Genomic DNA, 18,672 nt, shown 5'->3' with positions numbered 1-18,672 from the left:
TCCAATAAATTTCACTCGGCAAGACGCACAACGTAAAAAACCACGACACCTGAAACAGGGTCGTGGAAAGCGATATTTAGACATTCAATGCCCTTTTATCGCGGTTGAAGGAGCAGGGCCTCCTCAATCATGAATCACCGCTAACGCTTAATAGAAGTACATCAGCACCGCTTGCAGATATAGATTACTATCATCATTCGCCTGATTCGCTTTCACGGCAGCGCCATCCGGTGTGTAATAGCCCACCATCGGACTGAAGACAAAATTATCATTAATCGACCAGAGCGCATAAAGATCAACCTCTCTGCCGGACATATCCGCCGCATCATCCTGACGGCCAAAATCCCAATACTGCAGACCGAGGGTGAGATCCGCGCGTGGCTGTAGCAACAACTCTAAACGATTAACATCATTGCCACTGTTCGCAGGCCCAGCATAGTTAGAGGCGACTTCACCCTGAAACCAAGTACCGAATCCACGGGTGAAACCAAAAAATAGCGGATCAAATGCCTCATTATCGGTGGTTGAGCTATCATCTCCGGAAAACGTCGCATAACGATAGTTGAGTGTCGGCGACCAAGGCAGATCGGCAAACGTCCAACCCGCTTCGACATACCACGCGTTAGCATCGTTTTTAACCGCCGTATCGCCGCCACTTTCATCGACGTATTCAAACGACAAAAACAGGTTTTCAATGCCAGCATTACCCTGCCCGCGCAGGCTAACAACATCCATTCCCTTACGCTGATCCCAAAGACCAAAACCGGCCCCTTGATCGACATCCAGTACCGACAGATAACTTAACCCTAGCGTGCCATGCGTATCATCGACCCACTCAAGGTTAACTCCAGCAAGTTCGGTATCCTGATGATAGGGGTTGTCTGACTGTAACCAAAATAGATCACTGCGTAATGGGCCTGCAGGATCGACTTTTAGAATAGCGGTCTTATCAAAGCTTTTTTGTCCCGCTAAGTAGTAAGCACCACCCCGATCCACATCCACACCGGAGATACCCATATCGCCCAAACTGATCGCATCGCCGGCTAAGATAAAGCCATCACCAAGGGTAAACGCTTGACGACCGATAGAGAGATCAAACAGACCGGTACGACTCTGCCAACCGACGTAAGCGTTCTCTACTTTCACTTCACTCTCATCACCGCTGGTATAACCTCCCGCATCACCATCACCACCGGTGCCCAGCGCAATCAGTCCTAAACCGCCGTAAATCGTGCCATTATCGGTCGCCTGACGACCAACCAAATCGCCCTTGATATAACCCTCTTGCCAATCATTGCCGCCATTATCGACGCCATCATAGTTTTCACCGGTGGAAAAAATACCGGCCATGCCTTCAACATTAAACTCAACCGTTTTGCCATCTTGTTCATAGACCGTGGCCGCTTGAACCGCCCCGCTGGCTAACAGTGCACCGACTAACGCATTTACTTTGACAAATTGTCTTGTGTTTTTTTTCATCTTTAAATTCCAGACAACACGGTGCCGCTAACCTTGTTAACTATGCAACAAAGAGCCAAGACACACCGAAGAAGTAGTTTTCAGGTAAAGCTCCCCCTCAGCCGCTCATTGAGAGCAGCGCAAAGGGAAGTTACCCATGACAGAAATCGTTTAGCGAATAAACACCTGAGCGGTGGTGGTGGACATATCGCCACCCGGTAGCTCAATCGTATTCAAATGTTCAAGGGAATCAGCATCAAACACGGCTACATGATTGTGAGTACCCGCTAGATACACTTTGCTACCACTGTGATTGACCGTGACACAATAGTAAGAGTGATCTAACTCGGCGGCGTTAAGCAACGTTTGCTTATCAATATCGTATTTAGCTAAGCGGTTGAGCACGCCATACATGATATTAGGGTCTTTAGGATTCCGCGTACCCGTAAAATAGATCTCGGTGAGCGGGCCAAAGTCTTTGGTTTCAGTGGCTCCGGTTACCAAATTGATATTGAAATAACCATACAGCCAATCCGCCGTATTCAGATCCTCAGAGCCTTCCTGAAAGCGCGCTGTGGTATACAAAATAGTGAAGTCTTGTGTCGGCGTCTGCACCGCCCAGACGTTCAAGACATCCGGCTGAACATAACGCTCCCGCTGCCAGTTACGACTCGGCACAGCGACTTCATATTCACCGCTATGGACATCCATTTTATAGATATCCGCGCCGGCCATGTATAAGCCACCATCTTTACCCATCTGCATCGCCGTGACGAGTCGAGGCGATGGCAACATCCGCGTCGGCTTGGCATCCAAACCCGCATCGGTATTATAAACCGCCAAACGGGTGGGTTGTACCACATAGTGATCGCGCTCCATGAGGGTTGGATTCTGCACTGCATAGAGCTCTTTGCCATCATAGCTCAGGGCAAAAGCATACATGGTTTTCGTCCGCTCCTTGTAACTTTGCGCCATTTCAGCATGGAAGATAACCTCACAGGTATCCATATCCACACCGTAGATATCTTCATAGCCATTATTGAGGATATACGCGGTTTTGTTATCCGGCGCTACCTGCAGTGCCCCTGGGCCAAATCGCCCAGGCATATCACAGGATTTGTAAACCGTATCGGTTTGCAAATCCAATACATGTAGCTGATTAGGGTAGTTAGCCACCACCATATATTCGTTGCCTGACTGCAGTGCAGGCCCCTTGGCAGCAACCGCCAGACCACTGCTTAAGGTTGTCAATCCCAGCGTTAAGGTTGTCAGCATCATCGTCATGCTGCGAGGAAGCATTGTTCTTTTTCTCATCGTAAGCATCCTGTTCCGTTAGTCTTTATCAGCAGGGAATACAGTTCCCAGGTTGCGCCAGTTTTCAGCAGAATTAGTGGCTTGCTCATTCCAGTCAGGATAGGTGTTCATCATGTCGGGCACTTGAGCAGGCCACCAGCATGGATCGGCACAACCATAAAGATCAGATTCCATTGGCTGACACAGGGAAGTGACGCCACCAAAGGCATCAATTTCCCAACCGGGGTCGGTCGTCGCGGTACAGCCCGCTATCGATTGCATCGCCACGACTTCTTCGACCTGATCATCGACAACGGCTTGAGTGAGAGTATGTGCTTTGTTATTAACAGGCTTGAGATGTTTCATATCAATGAGCCCTCCGAGGAGATATGTAACTGTCGATAAAGGCCGGATTTTCGGCCATGATGCGGCTGTAAACTTCGATACCGAAGTCCACCCAATCGCGCATCAGATCGCAGTAGTGATAAACAGGTTGAGCCGGATCTTCAAAACGGGCGTAACTTTCGTGATAACACCCACCGGAACAGAGATTACGAATACGGCAGCTCGAGCAACCGGTGTCGGTGCGATCGAGACGCTGTTCAAGGAAACCACCGAGGCGTTCTTTATCGATACCGGTTTGTACATCACCAAAGGTATCCAGATCAGAACCGGTAAAACGATGACAGAGATTTAAACCACCTTCATGATCCACGGCTAATAAAGCCACTCCAGCGCCACAAGGCAGGGCTTTTTTATTACCCTCGTGAAGATCGGTGATCAACTGATGCATATTGGAAAAGCCAATATTACGATGTTCCAACGCGGCCTCAAGGTACTCTTGACCCAGCATTTTCATGTTACGAAAAACATCAACTAACTCGGCATCACTGAGGTTATAGTAGCTAATGTCACCGGAGGTAACCGGCGCAAAACCGACTTCAGAGAAACCTAATTCGTTAAACAGATGATCCCAGATTTGACGTACATCGGTGACACCTTTAGTCAGTGTCACTCTCGCCCCAATCGGTCGAGCGCGGAACCGGGACAGCAGCATTTTGGCTTTGCGACTGACCACATCATAAGTCCCCTGCCCACCCACGGTGATCCGGTTTTTATCATGAATCGCTTTCGGGCCATCCATACTCACAGAGAGACCAAAACGGTGCTCATTAAGCCAGTCGGCGATCTCTTCTGTCAGTAACGTCGCATTGGTGGTCATGGTGAAATCCACCGGTTTACCCAGCTCGGCAAACCGCGCTTCGCAATACGCCACCACCTCTTTGATAAGCCCCAGATTCGAGAGCGGCTCACCACCGAAGAAAACGATGTTATAACGGTTTTCATTGGGTGATTCAGCGATCAGCATTTCGATCGACTGACGTGCCGTATCGAACGCCATTTTCTTACCTTCAGACGGCTTATCTAGATCCTCTTTATAGCAATAACTGCAGCTAAGGTTGCAACCGGTGTTCACATTTAATACCAGGGTATTTAAAGGAAACTCGGTGATCTTTTTCAGCGCAATCTCAGGCGTTAAAGGTGAGCCATCACTCACCAGCTCTAACGCAATCAGTTCTTGCAGCGTTTCAGCAATCTGAGCCGCCGGAAATTGCGCCGACAGTTCACCAATCAACTGTTCTGCGGTCTGCTCCGGATGACTGCGTAAGCGCTCGATTAACTGCGCTGTCAGACCATCTAACTCAAACAAGCTACTGGACGGAATATGAAACAACATCTGTCGCGAACTGACGGCGACGAGATGCAAGTTTTGCTCTACCAGATTTAATTGGGCGCCCATAGAACGACCCTCCTCACTTTTATTGTTATCCTGATGTCAGTCGCCAATCGGCTAATAACATCGCTTAGGTGCTATTCAAGCCCCTATGGCAGAGGTGGATTATTCCAACGCTGCACCGTAACAATCATCTGACCTTCAGCACTCAACGCTTTATCGCCATCCATCACGTCTGCAATCACTTTCAGATTACCAGCATTATTGGTCGACATACGTCGCTCAGGGTTGGGCCCTGCACCGGCGGTAGTGAAGACACCGGTTTTCTCATCCATACGCCCGGTAAAGTGCACATCGCGGTCGACGGCAGCCTGCTCATTAAAGGGTTCTACATGCCACTTAGCCGGCACATAACCGATACGCATATCATCCGCCGTATCCGGCTGACCGTCGGCGCCATTCATCCACGCTTCCGCTTGGAAATAAGCATTATATTTTGGTGTTGAACCACCGTTGCCACCGACACGCGCAACCGCGAAGCTAGGCACGACATTGATACGATCAACGTTGTTATAGACGTTCAGTGTAGCCCCTGTCGCTTTACCTGCATCGACATTGCGTGGGCCGAGTTGCGCCTTATTATTGGCCGTTGCTTGCACCACCACTTTGTTATCATCACGATAGATTTCACTCACGACACTCACGCCATCACCGAGAGAGATCTGCTTACCTAAGCCGGTGCCCACCAGTGTTAGTACCTGCGTACTACCAGCACGAATAAACTCAGGTTGCACCGACAATAAGGTCGGCGAACTACCGCTGCGCACCGCCGCGAAATCCATACCCGCTTCATCATGTATTGTCTCAAACATACGCCCAGTGAGCTCAGCACCATCAGCGGAGAGGGCAAAGACTTGACGCATTTTGACGCCATCGACGGTGAGATTAGCGCGCCACTCATAACCGGTATAGACAATCGCCGTACCACTACCTTTCAGCGCAGAACCATCGGCGTATTCACCGTCGATGCTGACTTGATACTGATCACCTTTACCACCCGTAATCGTCATCACGCCGCGAGCATCCCCTTTCACGGGCATCTGTGCGCTAAAGCTCCAACTGCCGCTAACCGGCACCTTGGTGACTTTTTGCCAATTATCCCAACTCGCTGATTGCAGTGGGAAATTACTGGCGAGTTCCGGCACCATCTGCTTAAATGCCAGCCCCATCCAGTCACGATCTCGTGCTTGCGCCTGATACTCCAAACTAGGCCATTGACCCAAATGGAAGTTCACCAGATGTTTCCATTCTTCTGCCGGACGACGTTGCAACTCAACCCGCGCACCGGAGTGGCAGCGAGCACACATCTGCTCGAAGTTGGCTGATTCAAAGCTTTCCATCGTGTTTAAACGGCGCTCCAGCGCATACCGAGCCCCAGCCGTTTCTTCCGGTGCCAACCCTTGTTTATCGGCAAAATATTTCACCAAGGTACGTCGCTCTTCATCGCTGACATCAAGACCATGCATCACCTGCATGCGCGCAATCGTCATCAACCAGCCCTCTGGGGTTTTACGTTGATGACTCATACGACTCATCTCTAGAGGTTCCGCTTGCTCTTGGGTATGGCACGCCATACATTTAGTTTGAATGATCGCTTCTGCATCAGCCGCCTGTACCGCGCTGACGGGCAGGATAACCCCTGCTAGCAATAAGCCACCCGTTAACCGGGGAAGTTTAAAATTCTTCATCAAGGCCAGACTCCTTTGTTGTTAATTTAATTGGATAGCCTCACACCACCCATAGTTCTAACCTGCGAAGATACGTTGCACGGCGTGTGCCAAGAGAAACAACTCTATATTTTTCAAAGACCTAGATAAAAAAAGGCTAAATCACTAGGGCTAAACAGCTTAACGAGTGTTTTATTACGTAACACCGCTGTTCAAAAATGTAACAGTCACCATCAACCCTATCGCATTCGTTTATCCGCTTAGCCATTGCCTTAATTAACCGACCCCAAGTTACCGTACTACAAACGATTACAGCGACGCTCTTGAGAGATGCTGCAGCAACAGTTTGGGTGACTTATTTTTTAACACTCTGTCTCAGAGTAAAACAATCGGTCAGCACCGCAGGCTCAATAACCGCCAGCCCACAAACAAGATAAATCTCTATAAAACAATAGCTTACACAAAACCCCTAACTCTGGCACAGCCCTTGCGATAAGCACACCACTGAGTATCAGATTATCTGTGCGGGATGTCAGAGCTCTGTCACTAACAACCTGCCATTAACAACATAACGATAAGAAGGTTTAATAATATGAGCGAAGCAACATTCTCCCCATCCACCGCGGCGCTAGACTTTATTCAGCGTCAACATAAATTTCTCATCGGTGATCAGTGGCTCGAAGCTGAAGATGGCCGTACTCTGCCGGTGATCAACCCCGCCGACGGCGAACAACTAACGACGGTTCCGAGCGGCAATAAGGCCGATATCGATAAAGCCGTTGCCATGGCCCGTCAAACTTTCGAAGATTCTGATTGGAGCCGTATCAAACCCGTCGACCGTCAAAAGCTATTATGGAACTTCGCCGACCTCATTGAAAAAAATGCGGGATTGCTAGCTGAAATCGAAACCCTGGATAATGGTAAAAGCGTCGCCGTTGCAGAACATGTCGATATTCGTCTGGCGATCGACTTTCTCCGATACATGGCCGGTTTCGCGACTAAAATCGAAGGCCGTAGTGTTGATGTCTCGGTACCCTTTATGCCGGATGCTCAGTTCCACGGGTATACCCGTCGGGAAGCCGTTGGTGTGGTCGGCGCGATTGTCGCTTGGAACTTCCCGCTGCTACTCGCCTGCTGGAAGCTCGGCCCGGCACTCGCGTCGGGCTGTACCGTGGTACTGAAACCCGCCGATGAAACACCACTCACCGCCTTGATGCTGGGTAAACTAGCATTGGAAGCGGGTTATCCACCGGGCGTATTGAATGTGGTTACCGGCACCGGTATCGAAGCCGGTGCGGCACTGTCCCATCATCCCGATGTGGATAAGCTTACCTTTACTGGGTCAACCGAGGTGGGCAAGCTCATCGGTAAAGCCGCCATGGATACCATGACGCGGGTAACATTGGAACTCGGGGGTAAATCTCCCACCATCGTTTTAGAAGATGCCGACCTTCCAACCGCCGCTGCGGGTGCAGCCAATGCCATCTTCTTCAATCAGGGGCAGGTCTGCTGTGCCGGTTCACGTTTATATGTTCATAAAAAGCACTTCGATAACGTTGTCGCCGATATTTCCAGTATTGCCGAAGAGATGACGATCGGGGCAGGTCTAAACCCTAATACGCAGATGGGGCCATTGATCTCGGCGAAACAGCAACAGCGGGTGTGTAACTATATCGACCAAGGGCGTAATAGTGGTGCCACCATTACCACTGGGGGTGGTCCCGTTGACGGCCCAGGCTTCTTCGTTGAACCCACAGTAATGGTGGATGTCGATCAAACCGCCAGCGTGGTACAGGAAGAGATTTTTGGTCCGGTATTGGTGGCAATGCCCTTTGATGATATTGAAGAAGCGGTGCGTATCGCTAACGATAGCCAATACGGCCTCGGCGCCAGCATCTGGTCAAATAACCTATCCCAAGTGCACCGTATGATTCCGCGCATTAAATCAGGCTCAGTATGGGTTAACTGCCATACCGCCCTCGACCCGGCGCTACCGTTTGGTGGATATAAGCAATCAGGCCTAGGCCGAGAGATGGGCAGCGATGTCATCGAGCATTACACCGAAGTAAAATCGGTATTGATGAGTATCTAAAGCCGAACCCCTCGTTAACCCAAAAGAGTCGCAGAACGCTTTGCGGCTCTTTCCCCCCCACACCATCACCCAATCCTCATCATCTCCCGCAAAAACAATGCTTTTCCTTCAGCAGGAAAACCGCTACCTTAGCGCTTTGATTGCAGGACTCTCGTTTAGGGGCGCTAGGCTGACCGCCGATACTTAACGAGAATACCGACCTCTACGTCGTTTACACGCCTCTGACTCGCCCCAGTAGTTAGCTAAACGCCCGAGATAACTTGGAAAAAACATGTTTTTTAAACCTAAAGAAGAACCAAAGCGCCTTATTATTCAGCGTAATGATCCCAATAATCCATTAGCCGCTTATGCAAATCATGCATTTGAGTTAGACGGTTATGAGTGGCCTTCGGTGGAACATTACTATCAAGCGATGAAGTTTGCTGATACAGAATACGCTGAGCAGATCCGTCAGGCAGCGAGTCCAGCAGAGGCGATGAAGCTAGGCAAAAGCAAGCAGCACAATAAGCGTAAAGATTGGGATAAGGTCAAAGTAACGGTAATGACCCGAGGCACTTACATTAAATGCCGCACTTACCCCGAGATTGCGCAACAATTGCTGGATAGTGGTGATATCCATATTGCCGACCTCAGCCAATACGACTATTTCTGGGGCAGTGGCCGCGATATGCGCGGCAATAATGCTTTTGGCCAGATGTTGATGGAGATTCGCAACAAACTCACCGCAGAGAGGCAGCCAGCCTAGCCTCGGATGGCTCACTCCGCTAACGACTCATTGATTCGCCAAGAGTTAGCTTCGAGACCGAAACAGCAGTTTTAGCTCGGTTTAATGCCGTTACTGAGTCGCTAACCAGCGATTCTGATAGAGCCAACGGGTCAACCCTGCGGCAGTCTGCGGTGGCAACTCTAATACTCGTTGCAAGCAGTCTTGCGGATTTTCATCGATGCCGCGCTGTTGCAAGGCGCGCACCACCGGCGCCATCGCTAAGCCATTCAGATGCCAGATACCGAGGGGCTGATCATTAGTGGTCACCACCTCTTCAGCGGTAATTAAGCCATTACTAACCACCGGCAGTGTCACCACTTGCAGTGAGTTCGGATCGGTTTCTTGATGCAGCGGTTGATTATCCGGCCAGTGACGCCGAGTCAACCAAAACGGCGTATCCCAACGCTCTTCTGAAGCATAAAAATCACGCCCAATGCGCGCAAAACGGTAGAACAGGTGATCGACTCGCTGTTGATAAAACTGCTTAGCCAATGCGGCTCGTTGCGGCTGTTGTAATAAGGTATTGATCACCGCCGGTGCTTGTAACGCACTGGAGAGCGCCTGAAAAATACCGTTACCGGAAAGAGGGTCCACCGCCATCGCGGCATCACCGACGCGAATCCAGTTATCCCCCACCGCTTCACGACAGAGAATCGGTGTGCTGGTACGGGCGTGAATAATCCCACTGGGTTCTGCTTTATCTAAAAAGGGCGCGGCGCTTGGCAGGGTGCGTAAGATACGGTTACAGTGATCGATTAACTGAGATTTATCGGGCAGATTCGCACTGACAACATCGAAGGTCAGTTGCAGATAGCGAGTGCCATCTGACCAAGCAGCCATCCAAGCCCAGCCATCTTTAAAGCTTTCGGCGGCCGACTGCGGTTGACAGGGTTCCCCCTGCCAATATTGCAACAAGGATACGGTTTCACTGCCGCGCAAACGTTTTAATCCAGCCCCGGGCGCACTCCGCCCGCGCGCCTCAACCAGAAAGTCAGCGCTGATCACCTGTATAACATCAGTCTCAGCGTCAGTCTTCACCGCAACGACATACCCCGCATCGCTGCGGTTAACCTTATCGACACGTCCATCAATAACCATGATGCCCGCCGCTTGTAGATCCAATCCGATGCCTCGATCTAACGCATGCCTATTAATCAGTCTTTCGCTATTGGCACTATTGGTTTCACCGTTCCAACTGGCCATTCGTGGTGAAGCCGCCGGTAGATCGATAAGCGCCTGTTTAAAACCGGCATTGCGCAAGCCTTCCAGCACTCTTTCGGAGATCCCTTCAACCGCTTTAAAGGGGCGTGGTTGAGTAACGACAATGACTTCATAGCCGAGTTTTTTTAACCCTAATGCGGTCGCACCACCTGCAGGGCCGCCCCCAAGGACGATAATGTGTGCCATTGTTTGTTGCACTTGCAGCATCACTCAGCCTCGCTATGTTTGACATTCGCCGATGCCTTAGGGAAGCGCACTTCAACACCAAAATAACTCGCCTGACGTTGCAGCCATTGATCAATCAGTGTCGCCTCCGCCCGACCACCTTCAGACAGATAACGACCGATGTGGCCCGTCATCTGCGCACACCCCGCACTGGCACCGATGACACCATTCGCCGCTTTAACATAACCACCAAAATCCGCATACTGGGTTTTCAAGCAGGATAACTGAGTGACGTTTTCACAACGGGCATCGCCGGTCATACGCAACACACCGGGGTATGCCGAAGGGTAAACCGGATCACCTTTCGCCGGCGATGAAGCACAGATGATCACGCCAGCGGCAATCGCTTTTTCACAGGCGACACGTAATACCTCACGATCATTACGTAAGCCTAAACTCAGATTGATAAGATCAACGTGCTGTTCAACCAGCCAATCGATAGCCGCGGCCACTTGTGCCGGGGTGGTACTTAAGCGCTCATGAAAGATCTGCGCAATAGCGAACGACGCGGCGGGAGCCTGTGTTGCTATCACCTCCAACAGAGCCGAACCATGGCCAAGCCGATCAACACTACTCGGCGTTAAAACGATGCCCTGATCATAGCTAAACCCTTGAGCGGCAATCACCCGATCACATCCGGTTGTAGCCGAACCGGCAAAGCCATAACCACTATCGACAATACCGATCACGGGGTTGGTTTTGGTTAATCCCATCTTATTCAACCTCCAGCTCTGGATTGTCGGCCACCAACTGACCCTCTTTCAACTCAATACGTAGATCAACACCACTGAGGGTGGAGGCTCGGTGACTGATCAAAATCCGCATTTTACCCGCGAACACGCGATTCACATTGGCGATCACTTCCGCTTCGGTGGCCTCATCCACCGCCGAGGTCGCTTCATCTAGAATGAGAATCACGGGATGTTGCAAAATCGCCCGTGCGATCGCTACCCGTTGCTTCTGTCCCCCCGATAATTGGCTCCCGCGTTCACCCAAAGGCGTTTCTAAGCCCATCGGTAAGGCGTCAATTAACTCGGTTAACTGAGCTTGTTGCGCGGCGGCTAACACCTCAGCATCCGTCGCTGAAGGGGCGGCATAACGAATATTCTCCATCAAGGAGCCACGAAACAGGGTGATATCTTGGCTGACTAACGCCACCCGTTTACGTAGTTCCATGGGCGCGAGCTGTTTCAGATTGATACCATCGATCAGAATACGTCCCTGTTGCGGATCGTAATAGCGCATCAAGAGATCGATCACCGTAGATTTACCGACGCCCGATGGCCCCGTAACAGCGATCGTACCACCGGCTGGCAACACCACACTGGCCTGATTAAGAATGTGAGCTCGCTCCGGATAAGCAAAACTCACCCGATCAAACTCAATCTCACCACGCATATTATCGGCCAACGTAGCAGGTGTTTCAGGTGGTGCTATATCCGCTTCAGCCCGCCGTAGATCCATCACGCGGTCGAGACTCACCGACATTCGTTGAATCGCAACATACAACCCCAATAAGCTCTGCACGGGACCAGTGGCCATGCCCAAATAGGTAGAAAAAGCGATCAGCGAGCCCAGTTGCCACTGCCCCTCAATCACCCAATATCCGCCGATTAAAAAAGCCGTCGCACGGGTAAGCGAGGTCAGTGTGCCCGGTACTGCTTGAGTGAAAAACTCGGTGACCTGCAGCTTGAGTAGGTCGGTCAGGTAATGATTACTCAAGTTATGCAGTTTGCTCGACTCGCGTTTCTCTTGCGATACCGCCTGAATAAACTTCATGGCCGGTAGGGTTTCCACCAAAAACGAACTGAGATCGGCAGAACGTTCACGAATAATACGTGTTTGCCGTTCGACTTTACGGCGCATCCAGCGTAACCAAAGCACTTCCAGCGGAATCAACACCAACACCAAGAGCGACAGCTCCCATGACAGCGTAATTAACAGTGCTAACGCGCCAGCCAGCCCCAACACACTGCTTAAGGCAGAGAACATACTATCGACGGCAAAACGCTGTATCTGCGAAACATCACCATCGAGGCGGGAGAGAATATCGCCAATTCGGCGACTGCCATAAAATTGTGGTGACAGGGTTTGTAAGTGTTCATAAAGGTGTTCACGCAAGGCAAACAAAATGCGTCCCGACAGTCGGGTATGCAGATAACGATTAATACCCGACAAACCGGTACTGAAAATGCCGACAAAAATCATCGTGATCGCCATCGAGACTAACATGCCGTAATCTTTCGCCAGCAAGCCCTCATCAATCAATAGCTTTGTCAGCCAAGGCTGTAACAAGACGAGTGCCGAGGCGACAACCGACAGTAACATCAGACCGATGATCGCTTTCGTCTGTGGCTTAACAAAAGTGTATAGCCAACGAAAGGCTTCTTCTAACCGGCCACGATCTTGGCCATCAATTGCAGCACTTAGCCATCTAATCATGGTTAACTCTTTTTATTATCAACTATAAATACAAAAAAGGCTGTCATAGGACAGCCTTTTACTTATCAAAACAACCAATCTCAGTTTACTTCAAAAATGCGATCCGCATGGCTGCAGTAGACTGATCACCCGGTAATTTAATAGAGCCAATTTTCTCCAGCGTATCCGGATCATGGATCGAGATATCACTTGAAGTACCACCCACATAGATGGTCCGGTTTTGGGTCATATTGAGATTGTAATAAGTATGTTCCATATTATGCACAGCGAGAGTCTTTTTCTCACTGATATCATGTTTGGACAGCGTATTAAACGCGCCATAGAGTATATTACTATCGGTCGGATCGGTAATAAAGTTGAACACGATAAACTCAAACGGCAATATTTCACCCGCTTCGACTTCACCGGTTTTCAAGTCAACCCGGCTCATACCCCACCAGAACTCGGCTTTCTCCATCTCACCCGGATCACCGTTCCACTTAATGGTGAAGTACGGCAAGATAAACTCATCTGCTTGCTCCCCTAAGGTATGCATCGCAAAGGCATCCGGCTGTGTCCAGGTGTCACCTCGATTCCAATTCTGCAGCAACGTCAATACACGTACATCACCGTTTTCAGGATTAATCGCCTGCACATCATTACCGGCCAGAATCACTTCACCGCTATCCATCGCCATGATCTTAGTGATCTGACGATCGACGGGGAAGGTTCTTAGCGGTTTAGCATTCAGCCCTGCACTGGTATCGTAAACCGCTAATTGAGGCTGCATGACCTCATAGCGATCATTCAACTTACGGGTTGGATTTTGCACCGTATACAGCTCTTTACCATCGCGACTGACCGCCAATGAAACAAAGCTTTTAACGGTAACGTTGCTATAAGATTGCTTCGCCGAGAAAACAATATCACAGTTGGTAATATCAAAACCGACGACATCTTCCCACTTGTTTGTACCGACATAAGCGATACGGCCATCCGGTGAAGGCTCCACCGTGCCCTGTCCAAAGATGCCAGGCACATCACAGCTACGAATGACTTTATTGGTTTCGGTGTCGATCACATGTAACTGATTCGGACGCGTTACCGTCAATAGATATTCATGACCACCGCCTTTCATACCGTTGAGGTCCGCCGATGGGCTCATCGCACAACCCGATATTAAGGCAACGGAACCGGCAATACCCATCAGGGCTGCGGCTTTTATTTTTTGCGTAAGTTTCATCTGCGCCTCCTTCACTTCTGCTCTTCAGGGAAAATGCCGTCCAGCTTGCGCCAGTCTTCATCTGCCTTCGCCACATCCTGAGACCAATCAGGATAGTTACTCATGGTGTCAGGCACCTGAGCAGGCCACCAACAGGCATCGGCACAACCATAAAGGTCAGATTCCATCGGTTGACACAGAGAACCCAAACCACCAAAGGCATCAACCTCCCAGCCTGGATCATTAGTTGAGGTGCAGCCCACAATGGTCTGCATGGCAACGACTTCTTCGACATCATCGGTGGATGTTGCCTTGTCGATCATTCTTGCTTTTTTATTAAACGACTTAAGATGTTTCATTTTTAAGCTCCTCGTCGCGGAGTCACATGGGCTTCAAAAAAGCCCGGATTTTCTAGCATGATGCGCGTGTACGCTCTAACACCAAAATCAACCCAGTCACGCAGTAGATCGCAGTAGTGATAAGAGGGTACGGTCGCATCACCGTATTTGGCATAACTCTCGTGATAACAACCGCCAGAACAGATATTACGGATGCGACAGGTTTCGCAGCCGGTATCGGTACGGTCTAATCGGGTTTCAACAAATTCTGCCAGCGCCGGTTTATCCAAGCCTTCGCTCACATCACCAAACAGAGGCTGATCGGAGCCTGTAAACCGGTGACAGAGATTAATCCCCCCTTGGGTATCAACCGCGAGCAAACCAACACCCGCACCACAGGGCAGTTGTTTCTTATTGCCCTCATGAATATCGGTCATCAGCATATGCATATTGCCGTAGCCGAGGTTTTTACCCGCAAGTGCCGCATCCAGATATTTTTGACCTAACCGCTTCATACCCGCAAACACCTCAACCATCTCTTCACCGGTGAGATTGAATGAAGAGATATCGCCTGATGTGACGGGCCCAAAGCCCACTTCGGCAAAGCCGAGATCGTGATACAAGTGATCGAATATGGCTTCCACATCGGTGATGCCTCGCGTCAGCGTAACGCGACAGCCAACGGGACGTGCGTTATATCGCTGCAACACCATTTGCGCCTTACGTTTAACCACATCGTAAGTGCCCTGCCCACCCACACTAATCCGGTTTTTATCGTGCATCGCTTTAGGCCCGTCCATCGAAATGGTTAAGCCAAAACGGTGCTCGTTAAACCAGTCCACTAAATCTTCATTTAACATAGTGGCGTTGGTGGTCATGGTGAAGCTCACTTCTGCTTCACGGGTCGAGAACAGTTCTTCACAATAAGCCACCACATTACGTATAAGCGGCATATTGGTTAACGGCTCGCCACCGAAGAACACCACGTTGTACTGACGCTGATCCGGAGATTCCTTCAGCATCATGTCAATCGACTGAACCGCGGTTTCAAAGCTCATCTTGTCACCCTCGGATGGAGTGGTCAGATCTTCTTTGTAACAGTAAGTACAGCTGAGGTTACAACCGGTATTGGTGTTTAACACAATAGTGGTTAGCGGAAATTGATCCACCGGTTTCGGATCGATATTGATCTGCTCCCGCGCTCCTTTTTCCACCACAATCTTCAGTGTCTTTAACTCATCCAGTGTATCGACCACATCACCGGCATTGAACCGACCATCAAACCGTTCTCGTATTTGAGGCGCAGTCACCTCCCCCTCTGAGGAAAACAGTTCGATCAGCTCTCGGCCCAGATCATCCAGCTCAAACAGACTACTGGTTGGCACATGAAACAACATCCGTCGTTCCTCCACATCCACTAGGTGCAGATTGGGTTTTACCAGAGTTAAAGATCCCATATTCAATTTCTCTTGTTGTTATTGGTAACAGCGGTCATTCACAATTGTTATCGGTATGCGTCTTACTGAATGGCACGCTTGATATAAATTGGCACGGCCACTAACAGGTCGGCTTCACCTTCAATCGCCTTACCAGCCTCGTTTACCGTTGCAACCACCGTCAACATGCCGACGTTATTGGCAGACATCCGACGTTTAGGGTTCAGACCCGTGTCGCCAGGGGTAAAGATACCTTGACTATTGATCGTGCCGGCAAACTCAAGATCCTTATCTTCTTTCGCCACTTCGTTTTGTGGTTTCAGCGACCAACTCGCAGGCATATAACCGAGATTTAAATCATCATCCGTGCCTAACTTACCGTCAGCACCCGTCGCAAAAGCCATCGCTCGGAAGGTTGATTTCACCTTAGGAATCTTGCCACCGTTGCCACCGATACGTGCCAACCCCTGCATAGGAGACACCTGCACCGCTGCGACTTTATCGTAAACAGCCAGTTGCGCTTGCGCCTTGGTTGAGCCAACAGTCACATCACGCATACCCACAGCCGCAGACGCCGATGCTTTAGCTAACACCACAACACGATCAGCATCACGTGACAGGACTTTCATCACCTGAACACCCTTGCCGAGTTTCACCGTACCTTCGAGGTAACCGCCTTTAATGGTAATTTGAGTTTGTTCTCCTTGCTTAATTGCCGCTGGAGACAGGGTCACAATAGCGGAGCCATTGATCGCTTTTAGTTCGCCACCCATCTCATCATGAGCGCTTTGATACATCCGTCCTGTCAGCGTAGCGCCATCTTCAGAGGCCGCCATCACCTGACGCACACGAACACCATCTAGGGTCAAACCGGCACGCCATTCAAAACCAGAAAAGACTTTCGCACTGCCCGTGCCGCTCAGTTTCGAGCCATCAGCATAATGACCGACCATAGTGACGGAGTAGTTATCTTTTGAGGTTTGAGCGGCAGTCAGTACGGCACTGTATTCGCCTTTTTCAGGCATGAATCCCGCAACCGACCAGCTACCGGTCAAGCTTGGTTTCGCCGCTTTTTCCCACTGAGCCCAAGCCGTATCATCGAAGGCATAATCCATCGCTAGCTTAGGTGCAGTTTCATTCAAGGCAATATCGTACCAACGACGATCACGCGACAACGCGTGTAGCTCGAGGGTTGGGTGCACCGCCATATGCGTGGCGACCAACTCTTTCCATTCACCTTCAGTACGGCGCTGCAATCCGAAACGAGCGTTCGAGTGACAACGGCCACACATCTCAGCGTAAGCAGGATCAGCGTCCTCAACAATATTAGGTTTCTGCTCTAGTACATAACGGTAGTCAGCCGTTTCGGAGGGGGCTAACCCTTGCGTATCGGATAGATACTTAATCAGCACTTGCTTCTCTTCGGCTGTTGCCTGCAAACCGTGCAGATGCTCCATACGTTGCAACGTCATCTGCCAACCCTCTGGCGTCTTACGCTGCTCACTAATTCTGGAATAAGGCTGTTCAGGATTGCCTGTCTGAGTATGACAAGCAAGACACTTCTCCTTAATAAGCTCATTTCCATCCATAGCCCAGGTTGCTCCAGGGGTTAACATCGTCCCCACGAGAGCCAGTGCACTCGCATTGAGTAGTGCATACTTGGATTTATTATTGTTCAAGGCCAATCACTCCTGTAAGAATTATTTTGCAGCACCGACATCGATATGTAATAGCGGCGCAGGCCCTCATCTTTGATTATTAGAACGCTGTTCACCAGCTTGGATCAAATTAACGGTCAGGTGTAAATGAATTTTCGGGGATTTGTGCTAAGTTGTTAGTTAATGTAACAAAATGTAACGCAAGCAGATTAAGATAAAATAAAACTCTTATAATACAAACAATTAAGAAAAACAAATTGACTAAAACCTTTAACAAGGCCGACTGTTATGTGAGCCAACGGCTTGCTAGACTCGCCCTTGACGATTAACAATAACTAATAATAGTTGTAGATCATGACTCTATCCATTTCGCAGCCACATATCTTGATCATTGAAGATGACTTTGCTTCACGCGCCTTATTGGTCAGTTATTTCGAAAACGAAGGCTACCGCGTGAGCGAAACCGATCACGGTGAAAGCCTCGTCCAACGGGTACTCGATGAAGACATCACTCTGGTTTTGTTAGATATTAATCTACCCGGTAAAGATGGCTTATCACTCACACGAGAGCTACGCACCCACTCTAAAGTGGGTATCATCCTCGTGACCAGTAAAGGCGATGAGATTGATCGTATCGTTGGCCTCGAACTCGGTGCCGATGATTATGTCACCAAACCTTTCAACCCCCGCGAGCTGTTAGTGAGAGCCAAAAACCTGTTATGGCGAGTCACCGATCAAGCCAACCCAGAGGCACACAGTCATCGCAGCGAATTGATTCACTTTGAAGGCTGGACATTGGATTGCAGTCGACGCTTATTAACCAGCCCTGACGCCAGCTCAGAACGCCTTCCGGAAGGTGAATTTAAACTCTTTCATGCATTAATTAGTCGACGCGGGCAGGTGCTCAGCCGAGATCAACTCATGGATGCGATTCATGATCGAGAATGGACACCCAATGATCGCTCAATCGATGTTTTAATCGGTCGTTTACGACGCAAGCTCAACGATAATCCACTCAACCCTCACTTTATTTTAACCGCTCACGGGGCCGGTTATATGTATGCTGGCGAGGTAAACTAG

15 protein-coding genes are annotated in these 18,672 nt (G+C 49.9%); 3 read left to right on the top strand and 12 right to left on the bottom strand.

The genetic code is table 11. The annotated features are described in order from the left end of the window. Positions 1-147: 147 nt before the first annotated feature. The 5 genes from Q4488_RS00670 to peaA (Q4488_RS00650) all read right to left on the bottom strand — a co-directional run bounded on the left by Q4488_RS00670 (position 148) and on the right by peaA (Q4488_RS00650) (position 6,234). Positions 148-1,479, bottom strand: a complete 1,332-nt coding sequence (locus tag Q4488_RS00670) for an alginate export family protein (protein ID WP_303578515.1) — start codon at positions 1,477-1,479, stop codon at positions 148-150. Positions 1,480-1,629: 150 nt separating this feature from the next. After that, a complete protein-coding gene (gene peaD / locus Q4488_RS00665; RefSeq protein WP_303578514.1) occupies positions 1,630-2,772 on the bottom strand; it encodes a quinohemoprotein amine dehydrogenase subunit beta in 1,143 nt (380 codons plus the stop codon). Positions 2,773-2,790: 18 nt separating this feature from the next. Further along, a complete protein-coding gene (qhpC, locus tag Q4488_RS00660; RefSeq protein ID WP_303578513.1) occupies positions 2,791-3,117 on the bottom strand; it encodes a quinohemoprotein amine dehydrogenase subunit gamma in 327 nt (108 codons plus the stop codon). Position 3,118: 1 nt separating this feature from the next. Then, positions 3,119-4,552, bottom strand: a complete 1,434-nt coding sequence (gene peaB, locus Q4488_RS00655) for a quinohemoprotein amine dehydrogenase maturation protein (protein ID WP_303578512.1) — start codon at positions 4,550-4,552, stop codon at positions 3,119-3,121. Between the two features lie 83 nt (positions 4,553-4,635). After that, positions 4,636-6,234 (bottom strand): quinohemoprotein amine dehydrogenase subunit alpha, encoded by a 1,599-nt coding sequence (gene peaA / locus Q4488_RS00650; RefSeq protein WP_303578511.1) that lies wholly within the window; start codon positions 6,232-6,234, stop codon positions 4,636-4,638. 571 nt (positions 6,235-6,805) lie between these two features. Between peaA (Q4488_RS00650) and Q4488_RS00645 the strand changes: the two genes are divergently transcribed. Together Q4488_RS00645 and Q4488_RS00640 are read left to right on the top strand one after the other, a co-directional pair. Then, complete coding sequence (locus Q4488_RS00645) at positions 6,806-8,305, top strand: aldehyde dehydrogenase (protein WP_303578510.1); 1,500 nt, start codon at positions 6,806-6,808, stop codon at positions 8,303-8,305. A 271-nt stretch (positions 8,306-8,576) separates the two neighbouring features. After that, on the top strand, positions 8,577-9,050 hold the full coding sequence (locus Q4488_RS00640) for an NADAR family protein (protein ID WP_303578509.1): 474 nt from the start codon (positions 8,577-8,579) through the stop codon (positions 9,048-9,050). Positions 9,051-9,140: 90 nt separating this feature from the next. Here the strand turns inward: Q4488_RS00640 and Q4488_RS00635 are convergent, their stop codons facing one another. From Q4488_RS00635 to peaA (Q4488_RS00605), 7 genes are all read right to left on the bottom strand, one after another. Beyond that, a complete protein-coding gene (locus Q4488_RS00635; RefSeq protein ID WP_303578508.1) occupies positions 9,141-10,499 on the bottom strand; it encodes an NAD(P)/FAD-dependent oxidoreductase in 1,359 nt (452 codons plus the stop codon). Then, positions 10,499-11,230: a S8 family serine peptidase gene (locus Q4488_RS00630; protein ID WP_303578507.1), complete on the bottom strand. Its 732-nt coding sequence runs from the start codon at positions 11,228-11,230 to the stop codon at positions 10,499-10,501. The genes Q4488_RS00635 and Q4488_RS00630 overlap by 1 nt, the downstream gene beginning before the upstream one ends. A 1-nt stretch (position 11,231) precedes the next feature. After that, positions 11,232-12,959 carry an ABC transporter ATP-binding protein gene (locus tag Q4488_RS00625; RefSeq protein ID WP_303578506.1) on the bottom strand — a complete coding sequence of 576 codons (1,728 nt, stop codon included), beginning with the start codon at positions 12,957-12,959 and terminating at the stop codon, positions 11,232-11,234. An 85-nt stretch (positions 12,960-13,044) separates the two neighbouring features. Next, positions 13,045-14,181 (bottom strand): quinohemoprotein amine dehydrogenase subunit beta, encoded by a 1,137-nt coding sequence (gene peaD / locus Q4488_RS00620; protein WP_303578505.1) that lies wholly within the window; start codon positions 14,179-14,181, stop codon positions 13,045-13,047. A gap of 11 nt (positions 14,182-14,192) precedes the next feature. Continuing rightward, positions 14,193-14,519 carry a quinohemoprotein amine dehydrogenase subunit gamma gene (gene qhpC, locus Q4488_RS00615; protein ID WP_303578504.1) on the bottom strand — a complete coding sequence of 109 codons (327 nt, stop codon included), beginning with the start codon at positions 14,517-14,519 and terminating at the stop codon, positions 14,193-14,195. A 2-nt stretch (positions 14,520-14,521) separates the two neighbouring features. Next, positions 14,522-15,955 (bottom strand): quinohemoprotein amine dehydrogenase maturation protein, encoded by a 1,434-nt coding sequence (peaB, locus tag Q4488_RS00610; RefSeq protein WP_303578503.1) that lies wholly within the window; start codon positions 15,953-15,955, stop codon positions 14,522-14,524. A gap of 62 nt (positions 15,956-16,017) precedes the next feature. Beyond that, positions 16,018-17,613, bottom strand: coding sequence for a quinohemoprotein amine dehydrogenase subunit alpha (peaA, locus tag Q4488_RS00605; protein ID WP_303578502.1), 1,596 nt, complete (start codon positions 17,611-17,613; stop codon positions 16,018-16,020). Positions 17,614-17,946: 333 nt separating this feature from the next. Between peaA (Q4488_RS00605) and Q4488_RS00600 the strand changes: the two genes are divergently transcribed. Beyond that, the gene (locus Q4488_RS00600; RefSeq protein WP_303578501.1) at positions 17,947-18,672 is read left to right on the top strand and encodes a response regulator; all 726 of its coding nucleotides are present in this window, start codon (positions 17,947-17,949) and stop codon (positions 18,670-18,672) included.

The sequence above is a fragment of the Amphritea sp. 1_MG-2023 genome, assembly GCF_030547545.1.
Taxonomy (GTDB): Bacteria; Pseudomonadota; Gammaproteobacteria; order Pseudomonadales; family Balneatricaceae; genus Amphritea.
The sequence above is the reverse complement of the archived record's forward strand: the minus strand, read 5'-3'. Positions and strand labels throughout refer to the sequence as shown.